Annotated in this window: 27 protein-coding genes; 1 reads left to right on the top strand and 26 read right to left on the bottom strand. The window is 64.8% G+C overall.

Annotated features, from left to right (window positions below):
- Window positions 1–10 precede the first annotated feature (10 nt).
- The 3 genes from NX02_RS20580 to NX02_RS20570 are packed head-to-tail and all read right to left on the bottom strand — an operon-like array spanning window position 11 to window position 4,382.
- The gene (locus NX02_RS20580; RefSeq protein ID WP_025294078.1) at window positions 11–595 is read right to left on the bottom strand and encodes a hypothetical protein; all 585 of its coding nucleotides are present in this window, start codon (window positions 593–595) and stop codon (window positions 11–13) included.
- Entirely contained in the window at window positions 592–1,239 is a 648-nt protein-coding gene (locus NX02_RS20575) for a hypothetical protein (protein WP_025294077.1), read from the bottom strand. The genes NX02_RS20580 and NX02_RS20575 overlap by 4 nt, the downstream gene beginning before the upstream one ends.
- Window positions 1,239–4,382 (bottom strand): phage tail tape measure protein, encoded by a 3,144-nt coding sequence (locus tag NX02_RS20570; RefSeq protein WP_025294076.1) that lies wholly within the window; start codon window positions 4,380–4,382, stop codon window positions 1,239–1,241. The genes NX02_RS20575 and NX02_RS20570 overlap by 1 nt, the downstream gene beginning before the upstream one ends.
- A 110-nt stretch (window positions 4,383–4,492) precedes the next feature.
- Between NX02_RS20570 and NX02_RS32670 the strand changes: the two genes are divergently transcribed.
- Window positions 4,493–4,876: a hypothetical protein gene (locus tag NX02_RS32670; protein ID WP_158014121.1), complete on the top strand. Its 384-nt coding sequence runs from the start codon at window positions 4,493–4,495 to the stop codon at window positions 4,874–4,876.
- On the opposite strand, the gene NX02_RS20565 is transcribed toward NX02_RS32670, so the two are convergent.
- The 23 genes from NX02_RS20565 to NX02_RS20470 all read right to left on the bottom strand — a co-directional run bounded on the left by NX02_RS20565 (window position 4,860) and on the right by NX02_RS20470 (window position 18,839).
- Complete coding sequence (locus tag NX02_RS20565) at window positions 4,860–5,096, bottom strand: hypothetical protein (protein WP_025294075.1); 237 nt, start codon at window positions 5,094–5,096, stop codon at window positions 4,860–4,862. The two genes, NX02_RS32670 and NX02_RS20565, sit on opposite strands and share 17 nt — an antisense overlap.
- Before the next feature lie 74 nt (window positions 5,097–5,170).
- Complete coding sequence (locus NX02_RS20560; RefSeq protein ID WP_025294074.1) at window positions 5,171–5,530, bottom strand: hypothetical protein; 360 nt, start codon at window positions 5,528–5,530, stop codon at window positions 5,171–5,173.
- Window positions 5,531–5,532: 2 nt separating this feature from the next.
- On the bottom strand, window positions 5,533–5,973 hold the full coding sequence (locus NX02_RS20555; protein ID WP_158014120.1) for a phage tail tube protein: 441 nt from the start codon (window positions 5,971–5,973) through the stop codon (window positions 5,533–5,535).
- Between the two features lie 13 nt (window positions 5,974–5,986).
- Entirely contained in the window at window positions 5,987–6,385 is a 399-nt protein-coding gene (gene gp17, locus NX02_RS20550; protein ID WP_025294072.1) for a tail completion protein gp17, read from the bottom strand.
- A gap of 3 nt (window positions 6,386–6,388) precedes the next feature.
- Window positions 6,389–6,823, bottom strand: a complete 435-nt coding sequence (locus NX02_RS20545; RefSeq protein ID WP_025294071.1) for an HK97-gp10 family putative phage morphogenesis protein — start codon at window positions 6,821–6,823, stop codon at window positions 6,389–6,391.
- Entirely contained in the window at window positions 6,820–6,999 is a 180-nt protein-coding gene (locus NX02_RS20540; protein ID WP_025294070.1) for a hypothetical protein, read from the bottom strand. Before NX02_RS20540 ends, NX02_RS20545 begins: the two co-directional genes overlap by 4 nt.
- Complete coding sequence (locus NX02_RS20535; protein ID WP_025294069.1) at window positions 6,999–7,331, bottom strand: phage head closure protein; 333 nt, start codon at window positions 7,329–7,331, stop codon at window positions 6,999–7,001. The genes NX02_RS20540 and NX02_RS20535 overlap by 1 nt, the downstream gene beginning before the upstream one ends.
- A gap of 1 nt (window position 7,332) precedes the next feature.
- Window positions 7,333–7,926 (bottom strand): head-tail connector protein, encoded by a 594-nt coding sequence (locus NX02_RS20530; RefSeq protein ID WP_025294068.1) that lies wholly within the window; start codon window positions 7,924–7,926, stop codon window positions 7,333–7,335.
- A gap of 8 nt (window positions 7,927–7,934) precedes the next feature.
- Window positions 7,935–8,306 carry a hypothetical protein gene (locus NX02_RS20525; protein WP_025294067.1) on the bottom strand — a complete coding sequence of 124 codons (372 nt, stop codon included), beginning with the start codon at window positions 8,304–8,306 and terminating at the stop codon, window positions 7,935–7,937.
- Between the two features lie 26 nt (window positions 8,307–8,332).
- Window positions 8,333–8,557 carry a hypothetical protein gene (locus NX02_RS20520; protein ID WP_025294066.1) on the bottom strand — a complete coding sequence of 75 codons (225 nt, stop codon included), beginning with the start codon at window positions 8,555–8,557 and terminating at the stop codon, window positions 8,333–8,335.
- Between the two features lie 48 nt (window positions 8,558–8,605).
- Complete coding sequence (locus NX02_RS20515; protein ID WP_025294065.1) at window positions 8,606–9,817, bottom strand: phage major capsid protein; 1,212 nt, start codon at window positions 9,815–9,817, stop codon at window positions 8,606–8,608.
- A 20-nt stretch (window positions 9,818–9,837) separates the two neighbouring features.
- The gene (locus tag NX02_RS20510; protein WP_039996717.1) at window positions 9,838–10,524 is read right to left on the bottom strand and encodes an HK97 family phage prohead protease; all 687 of its coding nucleotides are present in this window, start codon (window positions 10,522–10,524) and stop codon (window positions 9,838–9,840) included.
- The gene (locus tag NX02_RS20505; RefSeq protein ID WP_025294063.1) at window positions 10,521–11,762 is read right to left on the bottom strand and encodes a phage portal protein; all 1,242 of its coding nucleotides are present in this window, start codon (window positions 11,760–11,762) and stop codon (window positions 10,521–10,523) included. Before NX02_RS20505 ends, NX02_RS20510 begins: the two co-directional genes overlap by 4 nt.
- A complete protein-coding gene (locus NX02_RS20500) occupies window positions 11,759–13,501 on the bottom strand; it encodes a terminase large subunit (RefSeq protein WP_025294062.1) in 1,743 nt (580 codons plus the stop codon). The genes NX02_RS20505 and NX02_RS20500 overlap by 4 nt, the downstream gene beginning before the upstream one ends.
- 4 nt (window positions 13,502–13,505) lie before the next feature.
- The gene (locus NX02_RS20495; RefSeq protein WP_025294061.1) at window positions 13,506–13,952 is read right to left on the bottom strand and encodes a hypothetical protein; all 447 of its coding nucleotides are present in this window, start codon (window positions 13,950–13,952) and stop codon (window positions 13,506–13,508) included.
- An 87-nt stretch (window positions 13,953–14,039) separates the two neighbouring features.
- Window positions 14,040–14,288 carry a hypothetical protein gene (locus NX02_RS20490; RefSeq protein WP_025294060.1) on the bottom strand — a complete coding sequence of 83 codons (249 nt, stop codon included), beginning with the start codon at window positions 14,286–14,288 and terminating at the stop codon, window positions 14,040–14,042.
- Window positions 14,285–14,428: a hypothetical protein gene (locus NX02_RS32665; protein WP_158014119.1), complete on the bottom strand. Its 144-nt coding sequence runs from the start codon at window positions 14,426–14,428 to the stop codon at window positions 14,285–14,287. The genes NX02_RS20490 and NX02_RS32665 overlap by 4 nt, the downstream gene beginning before the upstream one ends.
- On the bottom strand, window positions 14,425–14,736 hold the full coding sequence (locus NX02_RS31710) for an HNH endonuclease (protein WP_084717983.1): 312 nt from the start codon (window positions 14,734–14,736) through the stop codon (window positions 14,425–14,427). The genes NX02_RS32665 and NX02_RS31710 overlap by 4 nt, the downstream gene beginning before the upstream one ends.
- 190 nt (window positions 14,737–14,926) lie before the next feature.
- On the bottom strand, window positions 14,927–15,646 hold the full coding sequence (locus NX02_RS20485) for a hypothetical protein (protein WP_025294059.1): 720 nt from the start codon (window positions 15,644–15,646) through the stop codon (window positions 14,927–14,929).
- Window positions 15,643–15,810 carry a hypothetical protein gene (locus tag NX02_RS32660; RefSeq protein ID WP_158014118.1) on the bottom strand — a complete coding sequence of 56 codons (168 nt, stop codon included), beginning with the start codon at window positions 15,808–15,810 and terminating at the stop codon, window positions 15,643–15,645. Before NX02_RS32660 ends, NX02_RS20485 begins: the two co-directional genes overlap by 4 nt.
- Window positions 15,810–16,403 carry a hypothetical protein gene (locus NX02_RS20480; RefSeq protein ID WP_025294058.1) on the bottom strand — a complete coding sequence of 198 codons (594 nt, stop codon included), beginning with the start codon at window positions 16,401–16,403 and terminating at the stop codon, window positions 15,810–15,812. The genes NX02_RS32660 and NX02_RS20480 overlap by 1 nt, the downstream gene beginning before the upstream one ends.
- A 19-nt stretch (window positions 16,404–16,422) precedes the next feature.
- Entirely contained in the window at window positions 16,423–17,331 is a 909-nt protein-coding gene (locus tag NX02_RS20475) for a DUF7146 domain-containing protein (protein ID WP_025294057.1), read from the bottom strand.
- Window positions 17,328–18,839 carry a DEAD/DEAH box helicase gene (locus NX02_RS20470; protein WP_053000688.1) on the bottom strand — a complete coding sequence of 504 codons (1,512 nt, stop codon included), beginning with the start codon at window positions 18,837–18,839 and terminating at the stop codon, window positions 17,328–17,330. Before NX02_RS20470 ends, NX02_RS20475 begins: the two co-directional genes overlap by 4 nt.
- Between the last annotated feature and the right edge of the window lie 4 nt (window positions 18,840–18,843).

Below are 18,843 nucleotides of genomic sequence, written 5' to 3'. Positions count from 1 at the left end.
TCCTGCCCCCTTAGAAAGACGATCTGACGGCGGAACTGATTTTGCCTCCGAAGTAGATTTGCTTCTCGCCCGCATAGGCGGTGTGCTTGAAGAACCCGTCGTTCGGGTCGATCAGCCGCTGATCCGCATCGCTGCGCATCCGGCCATTGTTCCGGCCGAGCCCGCGCGCCGCGCTCTCCACCTGCACGGTGATGGTCGACGTGCCGCCGATCGTCTCTTCCGCGACGATCTCGTCGACGCGGCCACGCTTGTAGGGCCGGACATCGAGCAGGTTGCGGCCCGATCCGTCGAAGATCATGCGGTAGATCACGACGCCCACGCCCATGACCTCTTCGGCGTCCATCAGCGCGGCCGCTTCCGGATCGACGCCGGAGAGCGTCAGCGTGACATTCTGTTCCGAACCGCCGATCGCGCCGCCCGTCACCTCGGCGAGCGCGCGGTCGCCGAGACCATGGAAGGCGTCGCCGCCCATCTCGAACACGCCATAGCCGCCGAACACATGGATCGGCTCGACGCTGAAGAACGACACCGCCGCGGTGACGATCGCCTCGCCGCGCGCCATCGCCGCGACGGCCGAAACGCCGATCGTCTTCATGCGATGATGTCCTGCACGGCCGCGATGCGGCTGCCGGCGCCGACGAAGGCCAACCCCTGATCCATCAGTTCGGTGTCGTCGGTCAGGATCCGCATCAGGCACGATGGCCGATAGAGCTGCACCGTCGCGGTGGGCGGCACGACCGCATGCACCGCAGGCTCCACAGCGATCGTCACCGTCCCGCCGGCGTTGACCACACCAGGCTCCATGCTTCGCACCAGCGCGCGGCGATTGTCGCCCCACTCGAAGCCGACATAGTCCCGTGGCGAGAACACCTGCCCCCTCAGCAGCCCGCCGAGCGTCAGGTTGCAGGTGCCCCCGCTGTCGATCGACTCCGACCATGTCGTCGTCGTTTTCGTGTAGGGGCGCCCGTCCGCATGGAAGCGCGGCTCGGGCCGCGTCTGGTCATAGCCGAAGAACCGCTTCTGCGATCCGCGCAGGCTGTCCAGCCAGGCGGTCAGTTCGTCGTCGTCGCGGAACGCCATGTTGTTGAACGACAGCCGCATCATCCACAGCGGCCAGCCCGCCGTCACCCCGCCGATGACGCCGGTGCGCTCGGGCGAGAGATAGTCCACCCGTTCCAGCGTCAGGCGACCGGCCATCCCGGTAAGCTCGGGCATCGGCCGGGGATAGGTGATCGCCATTACCAGAAGCGCCTTTCCTTGCCCTTGCTGGCGACCTGGATCACCATGCCCGGCAGGTTCTGCTCGAACTGGTCGAGCCGGGCGCTCATCGCGGTCACCGCCTCGGGGCTGGCGCCGCGGAAGTCGGCATTGATCATGACGGATGGCCGCCGGCCCATGTCATTCGTCGGGGTCACGCTCAACATCTCGCCGCGGCTCACCCGCGCCAGCGGAATACCATTCATCGACAGCGTATTCCGGTCGAGACCCGACAACCCCTTGATCAAGCCGCCACCGCCGCTCGCCCAGCCCGAAAGAGACCAATTGCCTGCGGTTGCCGCGCTTGACTGCGCGATAGCGGTAGGACTGGGCGATGCGCCGCCGCCGAACGCGGCGCCAAGAGCACTGCCGACGCCGCTCAGGAAGCCGCCGACCCCGCTGCCGTTCGATGCGGCGAGGATGGCCTGCTGCGCTACGATCCGCAGAAGCATGCCGAGCGTCTCGCCCAGCGCGCCGTTCACGCCGAGCACCTTCTGCGCGATGCCGGCAAAGCTGTCCTCGATCGCCTTCAGCCGGTTGACCGCCATTTCCTCGAGCTGTTCGTTGATCTCCCCGATCGTGCTCGGAATGTTGTCGAGATAGCTTTCCAGCGGGCCGGCCGTGTCCCGCCTGGTGCGCTCGCGCTGATTGCGCTGGATCTCGTCGAGTTGATCGAGGCGCTCTTGAGCAAGTCGGCGATCTCGCGGGCTCGCGCTGGTCGAATCTCTGAGGCGCTCGAGCTCTTCGCGCTGCAGCTTTTGCTGAGCGTCCAGCAGCCGCATCTCGATTTCACGTCGCTCGGCGGCCGTACGGGCGAGATCTAGGCGCGAGCGCAGCAGGTCGGCCTCAGCGTCAACCATCGCCCGCTTGATGCGCAGCGCCTCTTCGTCGAGCTCGCGATCCCACTCGCGCGCGTGCAGTTGCGCCTGCAACTCCCGCAAAAGCGCGTTGCGCAGCTTCAGCTCTTCGCCGGCCTTCGGTGTCAGTTCCTTGCGCTTGACCTTCTCGTCGATCTCCGCGTCATAGGCCTCCAGATCGTTGACGGCGCGCTTCTGCGCGATGAGCAGGCGGTCTTCGAGGTTGGTCGCCAACTCCTGCTGCATATCGAGGATCCGATCCTCGATGCGGCTCAACTCGTCGTCATAGTTGCGGCGGCGGTCCTCATCGGTAGGTCCGCTCCGCCCTTTCTTCTTTTTCTTGTCGTCACCGATGGCCGGGCGCGGCTTGGCATTCGCGGCCAGGAATCCGCCGATCGCCGAACCTGCCGCTGCGCCGGCCGCGTCACCGGACTGGCCGGTGCCGCCATCGCCGCCGAGCCCCATCCGCTTCTTCAGCGCGACATAGGCGTCGCCGATTTCCTTCGCCGCCCACTTCGCGAACTCGACCAGCGGCCCGAACGCCTTCACGAGCCACTTCTCGACCTCGCCATATACCCATTGCGCGGTGCTCGCGATCTCGGGGAACTGGTTGTTGAAGGCGGAGACGATGGCATCGACGATCCGCGAGAAGCCGCTGGCCAGCTTGCCGAACTCGTCCACCAGCCACTTTTTCGCGCTGCCATAGACCGAACGCAGCGACGCCTCCGCCTCCTTCGAGAACACGCCGAGCGAATCGATCCAGCCGCCGGCGACGGCATCGACGACGGCGCCGGCCCCGTTCCACGCCTTCGCCCAATCACCGGTCATCAGGCCCGTGACGACGTCGACAAGGCCGCTGATCGCCTCCACCACATAGCGGATGGTGATCAGCACCAGCTCGAACGCCTTGACGAGCTGCTGACCGGTCTCGCTGACGAACAGTGCCATGACCGTGCCGACGACGTCGAAAAGCACCTCGATCGCGCCGATCAGCCACGTGATCGCGGTGCCGACGGGGCCGTTCGCCAGCTTCCCGAACAACTCCGCCAGCGCCGCGAAGATCTGATGCAGCCGGGGGCCCAGCGTCGCCTGCATCGTCTGCCACAGCTGATCGAGAACAGGGATGATGTAGTCGCGGAACAGCAGGAAGGTCGATACCACGACAGCGATCGGCCCGGCCAGGCGCTTCAAGAGAACGGCGGCAATGCGGGTCAGGCCCTGGATAGAGACGAGGCGGACCGCGAGCCCGCCGAGTGTGGTGGCGAGCGTCTGAAGCGGCGCGATCAGATACGACAGGATCGAGCCGAACACGCCGAATGTCGACATGATCCACCGCGCGGTGAAGAACACCACCAGCCCCTTGATCACCACCAGCAGCGGGCCAAGCGCCGCGGCGAATGCAACCACGGCCGCGATCACACGGTGCGTCGTCTCCGACAGGTTGGAAACCCACGTCACCATCCGCGTGAGCACAGTGACCAGCTTCTCGGCGAAGGGCAGCAGGATCTTGCCGATCTTGACCGACAACTCCTCGAATTGCGAGCGCAGCGCGCGCACCTGGTTTTCATAGCTGCCAGCGGTGCGGGTCGCGTCCCCCTGCGCGGTGATCGTCTCGCGCAGGATGATGTTCGCGCGCGCGAGGATCTTCGCCTGTTCGGAGACGTTTTTCGTCGTCTTCGCCGCGCCCATGCTGACAGCTTCCTGCGCGACGGCCGCTTCGGTGAGGAACACGCCGAAATCGCGGATCGGCTCGCTCTCTCCCTGCAGCGCGGAGCGCAGCTTCATCAGCGCCACGTCACCGGTGACGTTGTAGAAGCTGGACAGATCCTGCGTCAGCAGCGCGAACTGCTTCGACAGGCCCGCTGCCGCCTCTCCCGTCGGCGCCGCCACGCGGAACATCTGCTGGAAAGCCAGCGCGCCCTGCTGCAGCTCGTAGGTCGATCGGCCGATCGCATCGCCCGTGCGCTCCGCCCAGGCTTCGACGTCGTCCGCCATCTTGCCGAAGGTATATTCGAACGCACTCTGCATCTCCGCGACGCTGGACGCCGCGTTGACCGCCATCCGGGCCGAAAGCACCGCGGGAAGCGTGATCGCCACCGTCATCCGGGCGCTGATCCGGTTGATCGAATCGTTCAACCGGGCGAACTGCGCTTCGACGCGGCCGGCGAACGCCGCGAGCGAGCGCTGGGCCTGCGCGAGGCCGCCGAGGAAACTGGAGCTGTCCAGGCTGAGGCTGATGCGCAGCCCGCCGATCTCGGTTGTTGCCACCGGCTCGGTTCCTTCGATTGTGTGGGGACCGCTGACGGCGCCCGTCGGGCGCGTTGAAGTCGGCCGAGGCCGGTCGTAGAACCGCGCAGAATCAGTTGCGGAGGACGAAGATGCTCACGAGTGCGGCAGCGGCAGCGATGACGTTCAATCTAATCTGCACTGGCGCGCTAGCCGTCACGTCGTTTGAAGGCACCAAGTCTGAGAGTTATCGCGATGAGTATCGGGTAGATCTGAACACAAATCAGTGGTGTGAGGGCGAATGCAAAGCGCATCACCCAATCGTGTCTGTTCAACCTGCGCAAATTACGCTGGAAGATAAGAAGGGCAGCGGCACGACAGAAGCGTCTGTATCGAACTTCATCAATCGAGAAACTGGCCAGCATCACGTTCTAGTCAGTAGCGGCTATCGACGGAGCCTGATTGTCATGAAGTACGAGGGCACCTGCACCCCAGCCCCCTTCACCGGCTTTCCCGACTTCAAGACGAAGTTTTAGCCGCCCGCTTCAACAGCGCCCCCCATGCGCGCAGGTTGGCATTCAACTCGACCTCGCTCTGCGGCTTCGCGACCGGCTTGGGTTTCAGCCCCATCAGGCGTTCGAGCTTCGGATATTTGTTCGGGGCGTTGGTCCCGATGCCGGTGAGCAAGCCAGCATGCCAGACGATCCAGCCCGCGATTTCGTAGAGGCGCTCGTTCGCTGAACGGCGCCCCTTCATCACCGCGGCGAAGGATCGCGGCGTCTGCTTCCAGAAGGTATCGGGTGCGAAACCCTCCGCCGACCATTCCGCGATCAGCGCTTCCCAGCTCCACGCCGCGTCTCCGCCCGCGGCGCGCCGTTCTGAGGGTCCGGCGCGGGCATCGCTGCTTCGAACAGCTTGCCGAGCACCTCCCCGATCTCATCCTGATCGACGACCGACAGCAACTCGCCAGCCTGCCGCTCGGTCGTGCCGGGATGATGGTGCTGCAGGCACGCGCAGACGAGCGCGCGGAGGAGGGTCGCGGAGGGGTTCTTCGACAGCGCCGGCCCAAGCTGCTGGATGCCCAGGCCGGTGCTGGTCTCGATATCGCAGAACGTGTTGAAGTCGAGCCGGAGGGTGAGCTCCCGGTCTTCAACCTTGATCGTCGCCTCACCGCGCATCTTGTTCGCCATGATCAGGGCTCCTCGGGCTGCGCCGCCTGTTCAACGGCGCCGCTCACCTTGCCAGTGATGGTCGCCTGGCGAACGCCGTCGATCGGCGCGTCGTCGGGCTCATAGGATGTGAGGATCACCATGCCCTCGTTATCCTCGAGCGCGCCGGCGGGGCCCTTCGTCACGATGTTGAACGCCCGCTTCTCGCGCGAGACGAGATGCTCGAGCAGCAGGTCGTCGGTCGCGGAGCCCGGCTCGTAATGGATCGTCGCCGAAAGTTCGCCGGGGTCGGCGAGCGCGGCGATGAACTCGCGGATGCCATCGGCGCTGTCATGCGTCGTGGTATCCACCGTCTCCACGGTCAGGTTCGGGCGGTTGACGTTGAGCAGGCCGTTGACCTTGGTCAGCACGCCGGCCCCATTGGTCAGGTACAGCGCGGTACCCAACCCCAGAACACCAGTCATAATTCACGTCCTCTCAGCTTTGAGGTTTCCACCACACGAAAAAATCCTGGCTGACGCGGTAGGCCTTGCCCCCGCCGGGAATGTCGGTGATCGGCATGTCCCGTTCAGAATCGATGAACCCGGCATCGAACCGGATGCCGTCTGCCGTGGCCGGCAGTTCCACCGCGGCAGTCACGATCCGAGAGACCAGCTTCGCGTCTGCGTAGCTGGCTCCCCAACTGTCGAACTGGACCCGGGGCCCGTAGAAGCCCGACGGGCCGTCCAGCGTGTATGTCCGGTTCGGCGAGATGAGTTGCAGCGTCAGCGCCGGTAGGCTTGATCCCTGCGGCCGATCGATCCACCAGATGCGACGCGCAACCAGTGCCGACAGGTCAGCGTACGCGAGCAGTCGGTTTCGCAGGCTTTCTTCCATCGATCACCCCTTCGCCGCCTTGGCGATGGCCGCGGCGAGATCGTTGCGGATGCGCGATTGCACCTGGCCTTTGGTCGAATCGAAGGCGGGGCGCATGAACGGCTGCGCAGCCATCTTGATGGTCCCGTATTCGACCAGGTGACCGTACCAGCCGTCCGGTTTGCTGTTTCGCTGCGGGCCGATGTAAACAGTGACGGTGCCGCCAAGCCCCAGGGTAAGGCCCTGCCCATCATAGCCGACGATCGTGTCGCTGACCGTAATGCTGCCGCGCAGATCGCCGGTATCGACGGGTACGAGGTCGCGCGCGAGCTCGGCAATAATCTCGCCCGCATCCATGAGAATCTGCCGCTGGACTTTCTCGCCGATCGCCTCGGGAAGCTGATCGAGCTTCCTCATCAGGCTATCGAGGCCCTCGACCTCCGCCGTCAGGCGCTTCACGCTTCGCGTCGATCCGCGATAACGACCTCGACACGGCATCCGAACATGATCGCGGCGAGCATGAGGATGCGGGTGCCGATCCAGGCGCGGACCGCCAGCCTCTTCAAACCGGTCACCTCGGCCCTCAGCGTCAAGCCGCGCATCGCGTCTGATGCCTTCACCTTCATGATGTTCATCACTGCACGCTCCTTACGGCTTCGATCTCGCGGAGCGCATTCAGTTCCCGGCTGGGGATGTTGGAGACGATGTCCCATGCGCTGCCGTCGAACTGGATACGGTCGTTTACCGAGATATCGCGCGTGCGCGGGTTGTGCGGCACCACGAACGTCGCGGCGGCGCTCGCGCCTTCCTGCGCGGCGTCGCGTCGTTCGGCGCCGGCGCTGAAGCGCACATGCGCCCAGGCCATGCACAGCAACTCCCACGTTCGTACCGCTCCGCCGAAATCGTCTTCGGTGATGACCGATCTCTCGAAGCGGACCCGGCGATCGCGTGCGCCTGCGCCGATCATCTCAATAGAAGCGCCGAAAGGGCGCGAGCAGGTTCTCGACCGTGGTCGACATCTGCACGGCCGCGCCGGCGCCGGAGAATGACGCCGTGCTGCTGCGGTTCTCGAATAGGTCGCCGACCATCAGCAGGATGGCGGCGCGAATCGGCGCCGGCAGCGCGGGCGCAAGGGGGTCGGCGGTGGCGTCGGCAACGAAGCCGGCGCGGTACCGGATCCGCACCGACTCCGGCTGCGCGAGCACGGACGGCCAGCGCCTCCCGAAAGCGGACCCGATCAGGCTGCCGCGCAGTTCATATTCGGTCGGCAGGACCGTGATTTCAGCCGCTTCGGCGTCGAGATACTTCACGCTGACGATGTCGATGATCGGGGGATAGCGCAGCGACATGCAATCGCGGAACACGTCCGCCCGCGCTTCCAGCGTCTGCACCCCGAGGGAGCGACCCAGCCAGCCGTCCGGCCCGTCGATATGCGCCGTCGCCGCGGCGATCATGCCTTCGACAATCGGACGCTGTTCGTCGTCGTCCTCAAGCCGAAGGTGCCGGGCGGCCTCCTCCCACGTCACGACGGGCGCGGGAGCAGTGACGACGATCGTGCGCACGTCGGCGCTCAGTCCACCAGGAAGTGGAATGCGCCAACCTTGGCGTTGCCGCCCTGGGCGAGGACGATCTTGATGCGATCGTTGCCCAGCGCAGGCTTGTCCTGCACCGCGGTGCCGCCGGCGGCGAACAGCGCCGCCGTGCCATCGGCGCCGGCGGTATCCTTGCGCGGATAGGTCACGAACGCCGCGGCGACGTTGGTGCGGGTCACCAGCGCCTCGCCGGTCACCTCCGACGTGATCGTTACGTCGACGGTGTTCGGATAGGCGTTCGCCCCGTCGGGCACGTAATGGACGCTGTGCAGCTTGCCGCTGACGCGCGGCGTGTAAGCGGTGGCGGTACCGTCGGCCGCCGTGGTCACGGTCACCTTGTAGCGACGCATGGTCATTCTCCTCGGATTCGGACGCTTCAGGCGCCCTTGGGCTTGCGGCCGGCAGCGGCCTTGTTCTGCGGAGCGGCGCCGAGCGCCTTGTTTTCCTCGGGGGCGTCGGACTTCTCGCCCTCTTCATCCAGCATGAGGACGTGAGGGATGAGGTGCGCGACATCGTTGGAATCGGCGATCCGCGTGTCGCCCTCGAGATAGTAGCGGTCGCCGTCATGCTCGCGGACGACGCGATAGGTGCGCTGGGGCATGGAAGGTCTCCCGTCGCCGGCGGAGCGCGGCCCCGCCGGCGTGTCGGATCAGGCGGCGAGCGCCGTGTCGAAGTCGCCGTAGACGAACGCTTCGGGGCGATAGACCGCCAGGGCGAGACGCTCTTCGCCGAGGACGGTGACGAGGTTCTTGATGAAGTCGTCCTCGTTCTCGGTCGCGATCTCGATGCGGGCGAGCCAACGGTCGAACAGCTGGGCGCCGAGCATGAAGGCCCCGGTCAGGAACTTCCGGTAGGTCATCGCCTGGGTCGCCACGACCGGCAGCCCCCAGAGGGTCGGCGACGCCGTGCCCTGCGGATTGCCGATGATATAGCGGCCCTGGCTGTCCTTCAGCGTCTCGATGATCGCCCAGTCGATCGGGTTGAGCACGTGGCCGGTCGCCGGATATTCCGCGAGCACCGCCTGCAGCATCGACATGCGCAGGACGTCGATGATGTTGATGTCGGCGAGCGCCGTCGGCGCCACATAGGGCGTCGCCTGCGGGATGATGCCAAGCAGGTTCTGGCCGGTGCCGTCGCCGCTGAGGAGCTGCTGCTCTTCCTTGAAAGCGAGGCCGTACCGCAGCCGGTTGTCGATCAGCGAACGGAGCTGCGCGACGTCGTCCATCGCCTGGCGCGACGCCTTCATATAGTGCGCGATCACCTTGGCGCTGGTCGTGACCAGATCGAGCTTGATGTCGGACTGCGGCTTCGCCACGCCTTCCGCCACCATGCCGGCATTGTTCACGAAGCCGGTCTCCTTGACGTACTCCAGCGTGTTGCCGTCCATCCGGCCGGGCGTGATGAGATCGCGCACCGTCATGCGGCGCTGGGCGAGCGGCAGGATGCCGGGCAGGCGGGTGGCCTGCACGCCATCGCCGACCGAACCGGCCGCGTCGGTGGTGGCGAGCGTCAGGGTCGCCTTTGCCTCGAACGACGCCTTGCCGCGGAAGCCGCTGCCATCCTTCAGCAACTGCTTCGCGGACTCGCTCTCGACGAACTGCTCGCCGAGCGACTTGACCTTCTCGTCGTCTTTGCCGCCTTCGCGCGCCAGACGCTGTTCCAACTCATCGAGCCGGCCCTTGGTCTCGTTCATGCCAAGCAGCGCTTCGTCGGCCTTTTCCTTGGCCTCCTTGCTGAGCGGCTCGCCCTTTTCGGCCTTGCCGATCGCGTCCTGCGCGATCTTCTTTACCTCGTCGAACTTCTTTTCGAAGTCAGCCTTCACCTCGCCGGCAATCTGCTCCAGCGTCTTATGCTCACTCATGTGGGTTCTCCCTCGGCGGCTCAGTCAGGCGCGCCGGTCAGGTCGATGATCGGCGCGCCGCGCATTGCTGCGAAAAGCGACGCCAGTGGATCCGCCTCGACCTCGGGCTCCCCCCGAAGATGCGGCGCGGCCACAGCGGCAATCGCGGTGGCCTTGGTTTTCGAGAATCCTGCATCCCGCAGGAGCCCCTCGAACTCGCGGACGGTCGGCAGCGTGCCGGCGTCCAGCATGGATTTGACGACCTCGACGCGCGCGCGATCGTTGGCGGCGAAGGTGACGACGCTGCCTTCCAGCAGGTCCAGCTTCACCAGCGAAAGGATGCCCTCGCGCCCCTGCTTCGGCGCGGCCTTCAGGGTGCGATAGCCGATGGACAAGCCGTCGAGTGCGCCGGCGCGCAGGAGGCCGTGCGCCTCGCGCGCCCGCGGCGACTCATCGATCAGCAGGCGGCCCTCGCCCCAGAGGCCCTTTTTGTCCTCGGTCAGCTCATCCCAGATGCCGATCGGCTGATGCGGATCGTGCTGCCACAGCAGCTTGGCCTTGCGGCCGGCACGCGCCGACTTCGCCAGGCTATCGGCAAACGCGCCGGGCTCGACGATCTCGCCATAGCTGTCGACGTTGCCGAAGACGGAGATATAGCCCTTGATCGTGCCGGTCTCGCCGACCTCCTTGAGGTCGATCGGCTCCGGGCTGTTCTTGGTCTGGATCATTCCTCATCCCCAAGCTGCGGCTGATCGATGTCGCCAATGCTCGGCGCGTCCGTGATCGGCACGTTCTGCGACTGCATGCGCGGCACATCGCCGCCCGGTACCGGCGGCAGGTTCTCCAGCGCGCGGACCTCGTTGATGGTGCGCCAGCCATTTTGCAGGCCGGTTTGGTAGAAGGAGCCGCGCGACTGACTGTCGCCGCGCAACAGGCCTTCAAGGTTGAACTCGATGCTGACACCGTCGAGCCGATCGCGCGGGGTCAGCAACTGCTTCGCCAGCGCCTGCTCGATGCGGCGCAACCGGCGGCGGAGCGTAAACTTCACGAAGCCGAGCGTCTGTTGCTCCAGCCCTGTGCCCCAGCTCGTCACCTTCTCCGTGCTGCCGACCATGAAGGGCGGGACGCCGAAGAATCGGCAGATTTCCTCCACCGAGAACGAGCGCGATTCGATCATCTGCGCGTCGTTCGGATTGATGGTCAGTTGCTCCCACTTCAGATCGAAGCCCAGCACCATCGGCCGGCCGGCATTGATCGCGCCGGCGTGGCGCTTCGCGAGATGCTCCTCGATCTCAACGCGCTGGTCTGGCGTCATCTTGGTCGCGGTCTGGTAGACGCCGCTCGGGCGAATGCCGTTGCGGAAGGTCTCCCCGGCCGCGCGTTCGATCGCCATCGCAAGGCCAAGGGACTGGCGTGCGAAAGCGAGGGTGGACAGCCCGCCGAGCGGGTTCCCGCCGAAACCGCGCACATGCAACACGTCGCGCTGCCGCAGATCCCACGACTTGCCGTCAAGCGACCAGCGATAGCCAATATCGCCGGAACTCAGGCGCCGGCGGTCGACGATCTCCGGCGGCACCGGTGGGTGAAGCGCGATGACACGATCGCCCGAACGCTCAATGCGCGCGATTCCGTCGCCCTGCAGCTCAAGCGATGCGCCGATGAACTCCCAGAAATCCATCGCGGTCTGATCGTAATTCGGGCTTTCGTGCAGCAGGCGATAGAGCGGATGATCGTATGCAACCGTCTGGATGCCGCCTTGGCGCCGGTAAACCATCAGCGGCAATGACGCGATCGTGCCGGCGAGAAGGCTGACGCACCCCCACACCGCCGAGATCCCGAGCGCTGTCGTGGGCGTGACGCGCTCACCGGAAGACGAGTCGATCGAGCCGAGTATCTCGTTCAGCCGCGGATCGGCGAGGCCTACCGAGCGTGCCAGGACGGAGACCGCCTTCTGCAGCAGGTTCACGCGGCGAGGCTCGCGATCAGCGCTGCAGCGTCATCATCCTCTGCCGGCAGCAGCATCGGGGCGGTCGCGTTGATCATGCCATCCACCCCGTCGATCTTGTTCGGACTGTTCGGCGTCTCCTTCTTCGGAAGGATGCTGCCATTGACCTTGCGGTCGACGAACGCGTTGCCGATCATCCACGTCATCACCGGGTTGCCGTCGTGGCACAGCTTGTTCGGGCCAGCCTTCACCCGCGCCTCGATCGCGCGCGCCGGATCGGTGTGATTGTTCGCGTTCTTCGCGAGTTGGACAGCGAAGGCCTCGCCGCCATCATCGAAGTCCTCGTTCAGCCGCGCCGCCATCGCGAGGCCGCTGTTCCATTGGTCGAACGTGGCCTTGCGAACTGCCAGGCGCGCCTTCAACTCGCGGATCTTGTCCTCGATCGCGCGGTGGTCGATGAAGTTGCCGGGCGTGGCGATCAGGTGCCCGTCCGCGACCCACCGCTTGTAGAGGTCGGTGACCTGCTTGACCGCGTTGTCTTTGCTCGCCAGCCGCACCTCGGGCAGGAACAGCCACGTCTTGACCAGCAGCCGATCGTCTGCGTCGAGCGCAGCGAGCACGATCGCGGAAAGGTCATCGACCGATGACAGGTCGCCGCCGATCCAGCAGTCCAGCCCTTCGAAATCGTCGAGCGTCAGCTCGGCGCCGCAGCGCTCCCATTGCGCCACGTTGAGCCATGCGGAGAGCGAGCCCGACCAGATGTTAAGCCGCTTCGTCTTGAACTCGCCGAGCGCCGCGGGGTTCGCCTGCGCTTCGATCGCATACTGGCGAAGCTCTTCGGTCTGCACAGCCACACCGAGCAGCGGGTTGGCCTTGATCCACTTCGTTTCGTCGAACGGGTCGTCACCCTCTTTCCGCCCGTCGTCATAGTCCTCGGCACGATCGAGCGTGAAGATGATTGCGAAATAGTGCTCGGCGATCACCGACCGCTCCAGCACCTTCACCGCGAAGCTGCGCTCTTCGAAGCACGGGCCATGGATGTTGGGCCCGGCCGTCGTGATCGCCCACATCAGCGGTTGCTTCCGCGAGCCGAACGCCGAGCGCATCACGTCGAACAGGCCACGATCCTTGTGCGCGTGGAACTCGTCGAGCGTGACCAGGTGCGGGTTATGGCCGTCCTGCGATTTCGACTTCGCGTGCAGCGGCTGCATATAGCCGCCGTTCTCGCCGCAGGTAATCGACTTCGCCCAAGGCGTGACGCCGAAAGCCTCCTGCAGGTCCGGCGTCTTCTCGACCATGCGCTTGGCCGGGTAGAACACCTTCTTGGCCTGGTCGAACGTCGTCGCGACTGTGAGCACCTGCGGGCCGACCTCATCCTCGCAGGTGAGGCAATAGAGCGACACGCCTGCCGTCTTGGTCGACTTCGCGTTTTTGCGGGCCACCTCTTCATAGGCCATCGTGAACCGGCGCAGCCCGTTATCCTTGCGGCGCCATCCGAACACGGTGGTCAGGATAAAGATCTGCGCGGGCTCCAGGCGGATCGTCGGCGTTTCCCAAACGCCCTCGATGTGCGGCAGCAGTTCGATGAACCGGCAGACATCGGCGGCGTGCTCCGGCGAGTAGCGGTAGGGGAAGTCCTTCCCCCGCGCGCGCTTGAGGTCGTCGAGCTGGCGTTGGCACGCCAGGCGGACCAGCTTGCAATGGCTGTCCTGACGCTTGTCGGCGACCGCTGCCCGGGCATAGGCCAGCGCGATCGCCACATAGTCACGCTCTTGCTCGCTTGCCGGTTCGGCTGAACGGGTTGCCGGCCGGCCTCGTCGGGTCATCGCCTACCTTTCCGACTCGGCTCTTGCGGCCGGCAATGCCGAGCAGTTCGGCCATCTGGCGCTGCGTTGTCAGATAAGCCGCCGGCGGAGGTTCGCCCTCCGGATCAGAGAACGCCTTCCGGAGCAGCGCCTCAAGCGCGCAGTATCGCGCAAACAGCGAGCTATCGATCTCCACGACACCGGCCGCCATCACGCGCCCGATCTCCTCCTGCCAGACCAGTTCGGCTTCGGCCGTGAGATAGTCCGGCATGAGTGGCGGGGAGCCCGGCACGATCAGTTCGGCGCGACCGTCCATGACCATATGGCCGTCGACTTTCTTGGGCGGCGCCATGCCGCGCCGCGCGGCCTTGTCCGCCGGCGGATCAGCCTTGCGTCCGCGTTGCATCAAGCCTCCGAAAATTTAATCCGGCCCGAAAGTTTAATTCGTGCATGCAGAAAGAGAGGTTCCCGCGCGGTCCTGAGACGAGCCGCCCTAGACTTTCGACCCGCCCCCCGGGGCCTGTTCATCGCGCAGCAGCGGCACGGGCACGTCGTTCGACCATGCCACGCGCTCACCGTCAACGATGAACTGGACGGCGATCGTCGTGTGCCCCTCAATGCTATCCGGGCCAGTGCTATCGACCTTGACCTGTCCAGGCAGCACTAAGCCATCCTCGGTGCACAGGACGATGCCGCGGCCGATGACCCAGTCATTGTTGAGGATCATGACCTTGAGCTTCATCGCCTTGTCCTCACGCCGAACAGCCTAACCCAATCGCGGTATAGCGCGCCGTGATCATCGGCCGTCGCGGTCAGGCTCACGAGCAGCATCCGCCCGGTCCATCTCCAGCGCCAATGCCACGGCAGCAGGATCACCGTCATGGCTTCGTCCTTCCTGCAGCAGCCTCGCGCGCGGTCTTCGCATCTGAGTGCGGGCGGCACAGCGGCTGATAGTTCGACCGCTCACCCGATCCGCCTTGCGACAGCGGCACGATATGGTCAGCGATCACCGCGGCAGTGACACGCCCAACCTTGGCGCACTCGCGGCATAGCGGCTCGTCCTGCAGCAGTTCGGCGCGGATCCGCTCATGTTCGCGCCCATATCCTCGCGACTGGCGCGAGGCTCGGCGGTTCCAGTTGGACTGCTTGCGCGCAGGCTTGGGGCGAAGCGGGGGCGGCTTGGTCGGCATATGCCCTCCGCTCCTGTCACTGGTAGTAGATACCAGTGATGCGCCAGCGCGACCCCGGTCGCCGCCTATCATAAAACGATTTTAAGATGCGGCTCACACATCACTCGGATAGTGATCAGCCACACCAGATACAGAAACGCCCCGGCACCGCTTTCGGCCCGAGGCGCAATCCTACGGTATCTGCTATGCCTTATGCCGTGCCCCCGCGCAAGCCCCCCCGCGAAGCTGTTTGCTGGTACGGTTCGACCGCATCCACCAAGCGGGCGAGGGCTGTCATGAACTGATCGCGGACCAGGGTGCGATGCTTGCCCGAACGCGGCGCCAACGTCTTCACGATCGCGGGAGGTACTCGCCCCTTGCCCGCCACCACGCGCTCCACCTCACGGCTGCCATAGCGTTCCATCGCGACTTCGCTGAACGTCTGATCCTGCAATGCCACCGCGCGGAGGGTATCGAGATTGGCGCCGATCCCGGACTCGATAGATGCCAGCAAGCTGCGCGCGTGCGCCAAGCCTTCGGTCAGTTCTAGCGCGCCAATCCCGGCACCAGCGCCACTGCTGCCCCATCGTGCATCAAGCGCGCAGCGCGTTTCAGATCGTTCCGACCGATCGTAAACGGCGCGGTAGAAGGAAAGCGCCTTCATCTGCGCCGTGCCAAGGCCATCGATCGACACATATCGCGGCTGGCGCCGATAGGCGTGCCCGATCGTGACATTGGTACCCCCCGCTTTCTTGTCGACGATATCGACTTCCTCGAACGAGCCGTGGCGCATCTGCTCCGCAGTCGGCTTCATCGGCTTCGCACGGCCGACAGGCTGGACGTGCGCGCCGCGGGTCATCGCCGCCATGGTTTCGATCGCCGAACTGCGCCGGCGGACATCAATCACGTCGCGGGTGCGGTGCTTGGTCACTCGTCAATCTCCTTCGCCAAGCGGCGCAGATCATGCTCCAGGTCGGAGCGGTTCTCGAAAAAGCGCTCGGGGTTCCTCCAATCGGGTCGTAGCCGTCCGAGCCGGTCGGCGATCTCCCTGATCCGATCCGGCGGATGCTGCCCAGACTGATCGCCGTCGTTCATCACGATCCCGCCCAAGCAGTCTCGATGGCCCGCAAGATTTCACGAACCACTTCAGCCGACATCTCGCGACGGCGCCCAGTCAGCACCTCGGTCAGCAAGTTGGGGCATGCGGCTTCCACCGTCTCGACGGCATCGGCGAGATTGCTGGCGAGCGCGCCATTCTCGGTCTCATCGTCTGGCGCGTTCAAACGCGCATCGACGAGTTCCTGAGCGCACGCCCGAAGAACACCAGCGATTTGCTCAACCTGCTCGCGACTGGCGTTAGACCGCTCCTCCGCCAGTCCGATCCGGTAGAGTTGCTTGTTCTCGGAATATAGGCGCTCGATCGAAGGCTCCACCGCCGGGCAGTCGGCCCAAGGCGCCAGATCCGCCGATGCGCCATACCGCCAGGCGTGAAGGTCGGCCGGGAGGTTGGCCGGATGTTCGACAGCGATATGCGCGCCCTGCTGGAACCCGCGCCGATATGCACGCTCGGCCGCGCGGGAGGCGACGATGGCGATCATCCGCCGCTGATGCAGGTTCAGATCACTAAACAGATTATCCGGTAGGCCGGCGGTGATATCGAAAGCGGATGTGATGCCGTTGTCTTGCATGTTCGTTGATGTCCTCATGTCAGGCTGCATCTGCCCAGTCGGCGCCAACGACTTCGGGGATCTCAACTGAGAGATCGATGTGGTCATTATGGACAGCAAGCCGGTGAGCGAGCGCGTAGGACGCGGCGTGACCGGTATAGTTGCGATCATTGTCCCCGAAGATACGGAGACGCTTGACGACTATCGGAGGCGTGAACGCCTTCAGGCCGTCCGCGCTGATCAGCGCCCAACACGGAATTCCAAATCGCTGCCGCGCACGCAGCGCCGTTTCAATGCCCTCCGCGACGCCCATTTCCTCTGCCGCGGGCGCGAGCTCAACATAGCTGCCGTGCGGAGTCTTGCCCGGCATCATCCGGCGCGGGCTGGAGATAGCGGCTTTCCGCCCACCCTGAAGATAGGTGCGATGGAGCGTCAATGGCTCTCCGTCCGGATCCCGCACCAAGGCGATCATGGCGGCGAGATGCGTCATGCTCTCGCCGCTAACCCGCAGTTTGGGAATGAAGCGGAGGGCTTCGCTGAACGGCGGCTCGATACCCCGCGACGCAAGGTATCTTCCCGCCTCGTCATCAGCGGTAATGGGCTGGCTGGCACGCCAGATGTCACGCAGCGATTGCACTCGTTTCTCCTGGTCAAGGGTATAGGCTGGACGGCTCACGGCGGCGCCGACGGCAATCTGGCGGATGGTCTCCGCCGCGTCGCGAAACACCTTCCCAGTCACGAGCATGACCAGCGTCACGCCGTCACCTGCTCCGCATTGGTTGCAGTAAAACGTTCCTCTCCCGTCCTTGTCGTCAAACCGAAATCGGTCCTTGCCGCCGCACTTCGGGCACGGCCCCTGCTTCCCTGTGAGATATTTGCTCGAGACCCCGAGCTGAGGGAGGATCGAACGCCACCGGTGGACGCACTGCTCGCCTATGCCGGTCATCATGCGGCCCTCGGTTTCTGCGACTTCGCGTAACGGATCGCCCGCGAACGCACCCAGGACAGAACTTCGGGGCTCGGCTGTGCAACCGCGCGCTTATCGAGGCTGTTCGGCCACACCCCGAACTTTTCGCGGTACTGGTTGGACGCCCAGCCGGATTTGTATCCGCGGTTGATCGATATCCAGTTTAGCTCGGCATACCAGCGTTGCTTGTCCGCCATGGTCGGCTTTGGCTTGCCGCGCGTCACCTCGATGAGTTCGCCATCCTCCTCTTCGATGTCCGATCGGATGTTCGGAATGAAGCCGCACGATGGGCACTCGCGCACCTTCGGAGCCTTCAGATATTTGCAGGAGGGGCATTCCTTCGGTAGCGCCTCCTTGCGTTCGACCTTCGAACGCTCACCTTTCACCGCGGTGCACAGCTTGTCGTGCTGAAGGTCGGTGACGAACCCCATGCGCAACGTGTTGTCCGCATGATCTAGAATCACGCAGTCGGGAATGCCTTCGTTCACCCGCAGGCCGCGCCCCACCATCTGAACGTAAAGCATCTCGGACCGGGTCGGTCGGGCGAGGATGATGCAACCGATCGCCCAGTCGACGCCCTTGGTCAGGCAGTTGACGTTGCAAACCACCCGGATTTCCCCCGCATCGAGCTGACGACGGATCGCGTTGCGCTCTTCGCGCGGAGTATCCTTATCGATGTAGCCGGCGGGCACACCCGCCATCTCAAAGCGGCGCTGAACCTCCTTGGCGTGCGCGCGATCGACGCAGAAGCACAGGGTCGGACGATTCTGGCCAAGGCGCTTCCAGGTCGCGATGATGTCGGCAATCAGGCCGCTGTCATTCATGACCTTGCCGAGTTGACCTTCGTGATAATCGCCGCGCTCGATCTTCACCCCGCTGAGGTCTGGATGGTCCGCCGCGAACACCCGGAATGGGCAGAGATAGCCCTGGTCGATGAGCTCCTGCATCGTCACCGGCACGATCAACTTCTGATAGACGTTGCCTAGCCCCTTGGCCCACGGTGTCGCCGAAAGACCGATGAACGGTACCTTCGCCCACTCCGGATCGGCCATGATCTTGATCATGTACTCGCGCTGGCTGTGTGCCTCGTCGATGATGACGAGATCAGCCTTGGGCATTCCCCGGCGTTCGAGCGTCTGAACCGACGCCACCTGCACCGGCTTCGACCAATCCTCCATCGGATGATTGCCCTGGATCACGCCGATGCCGTGAAGCCCCTCGTCGTAGAACGCCTTTACGGTCTGGTCGACCAACGAGATCGCATCGACCACGAACAGGACGCGGTTCCCCTTCTCCCGAGCCATGCGGATGATGGCGGCTGCGATCACGGTTTTGCCGGCGCCGGTCGCCAGCATCAGCATGACCCGCTTCACCCCTTCCTTGCCGATGGCGGAGCGGAGCATCTCGATCGCCCGGACTTGGTGAGGCCGGAGCGTCTTTCGGCCGGAGGCGCCGTGAAGCTGCTCGGCCGCTGCGACGAGGTCGGTCACCGGC

It is taken from the genome of Sphingomonas sanxanigenens DSM 19645 = NX02, from assembly GCF_000512205.2.
GTDB lineage: Bacteria > Pseudomonadota > Alphaproteobacteria > Sphingomonadales > Sphingomonadaceae > Sphingomonas_D > Sphingomonas_D sanxanigenens.
Note: the sequence above shows the minus strand (reverse complement) of the source record. Positions and strands in the feature narration are given on the sequence as shown.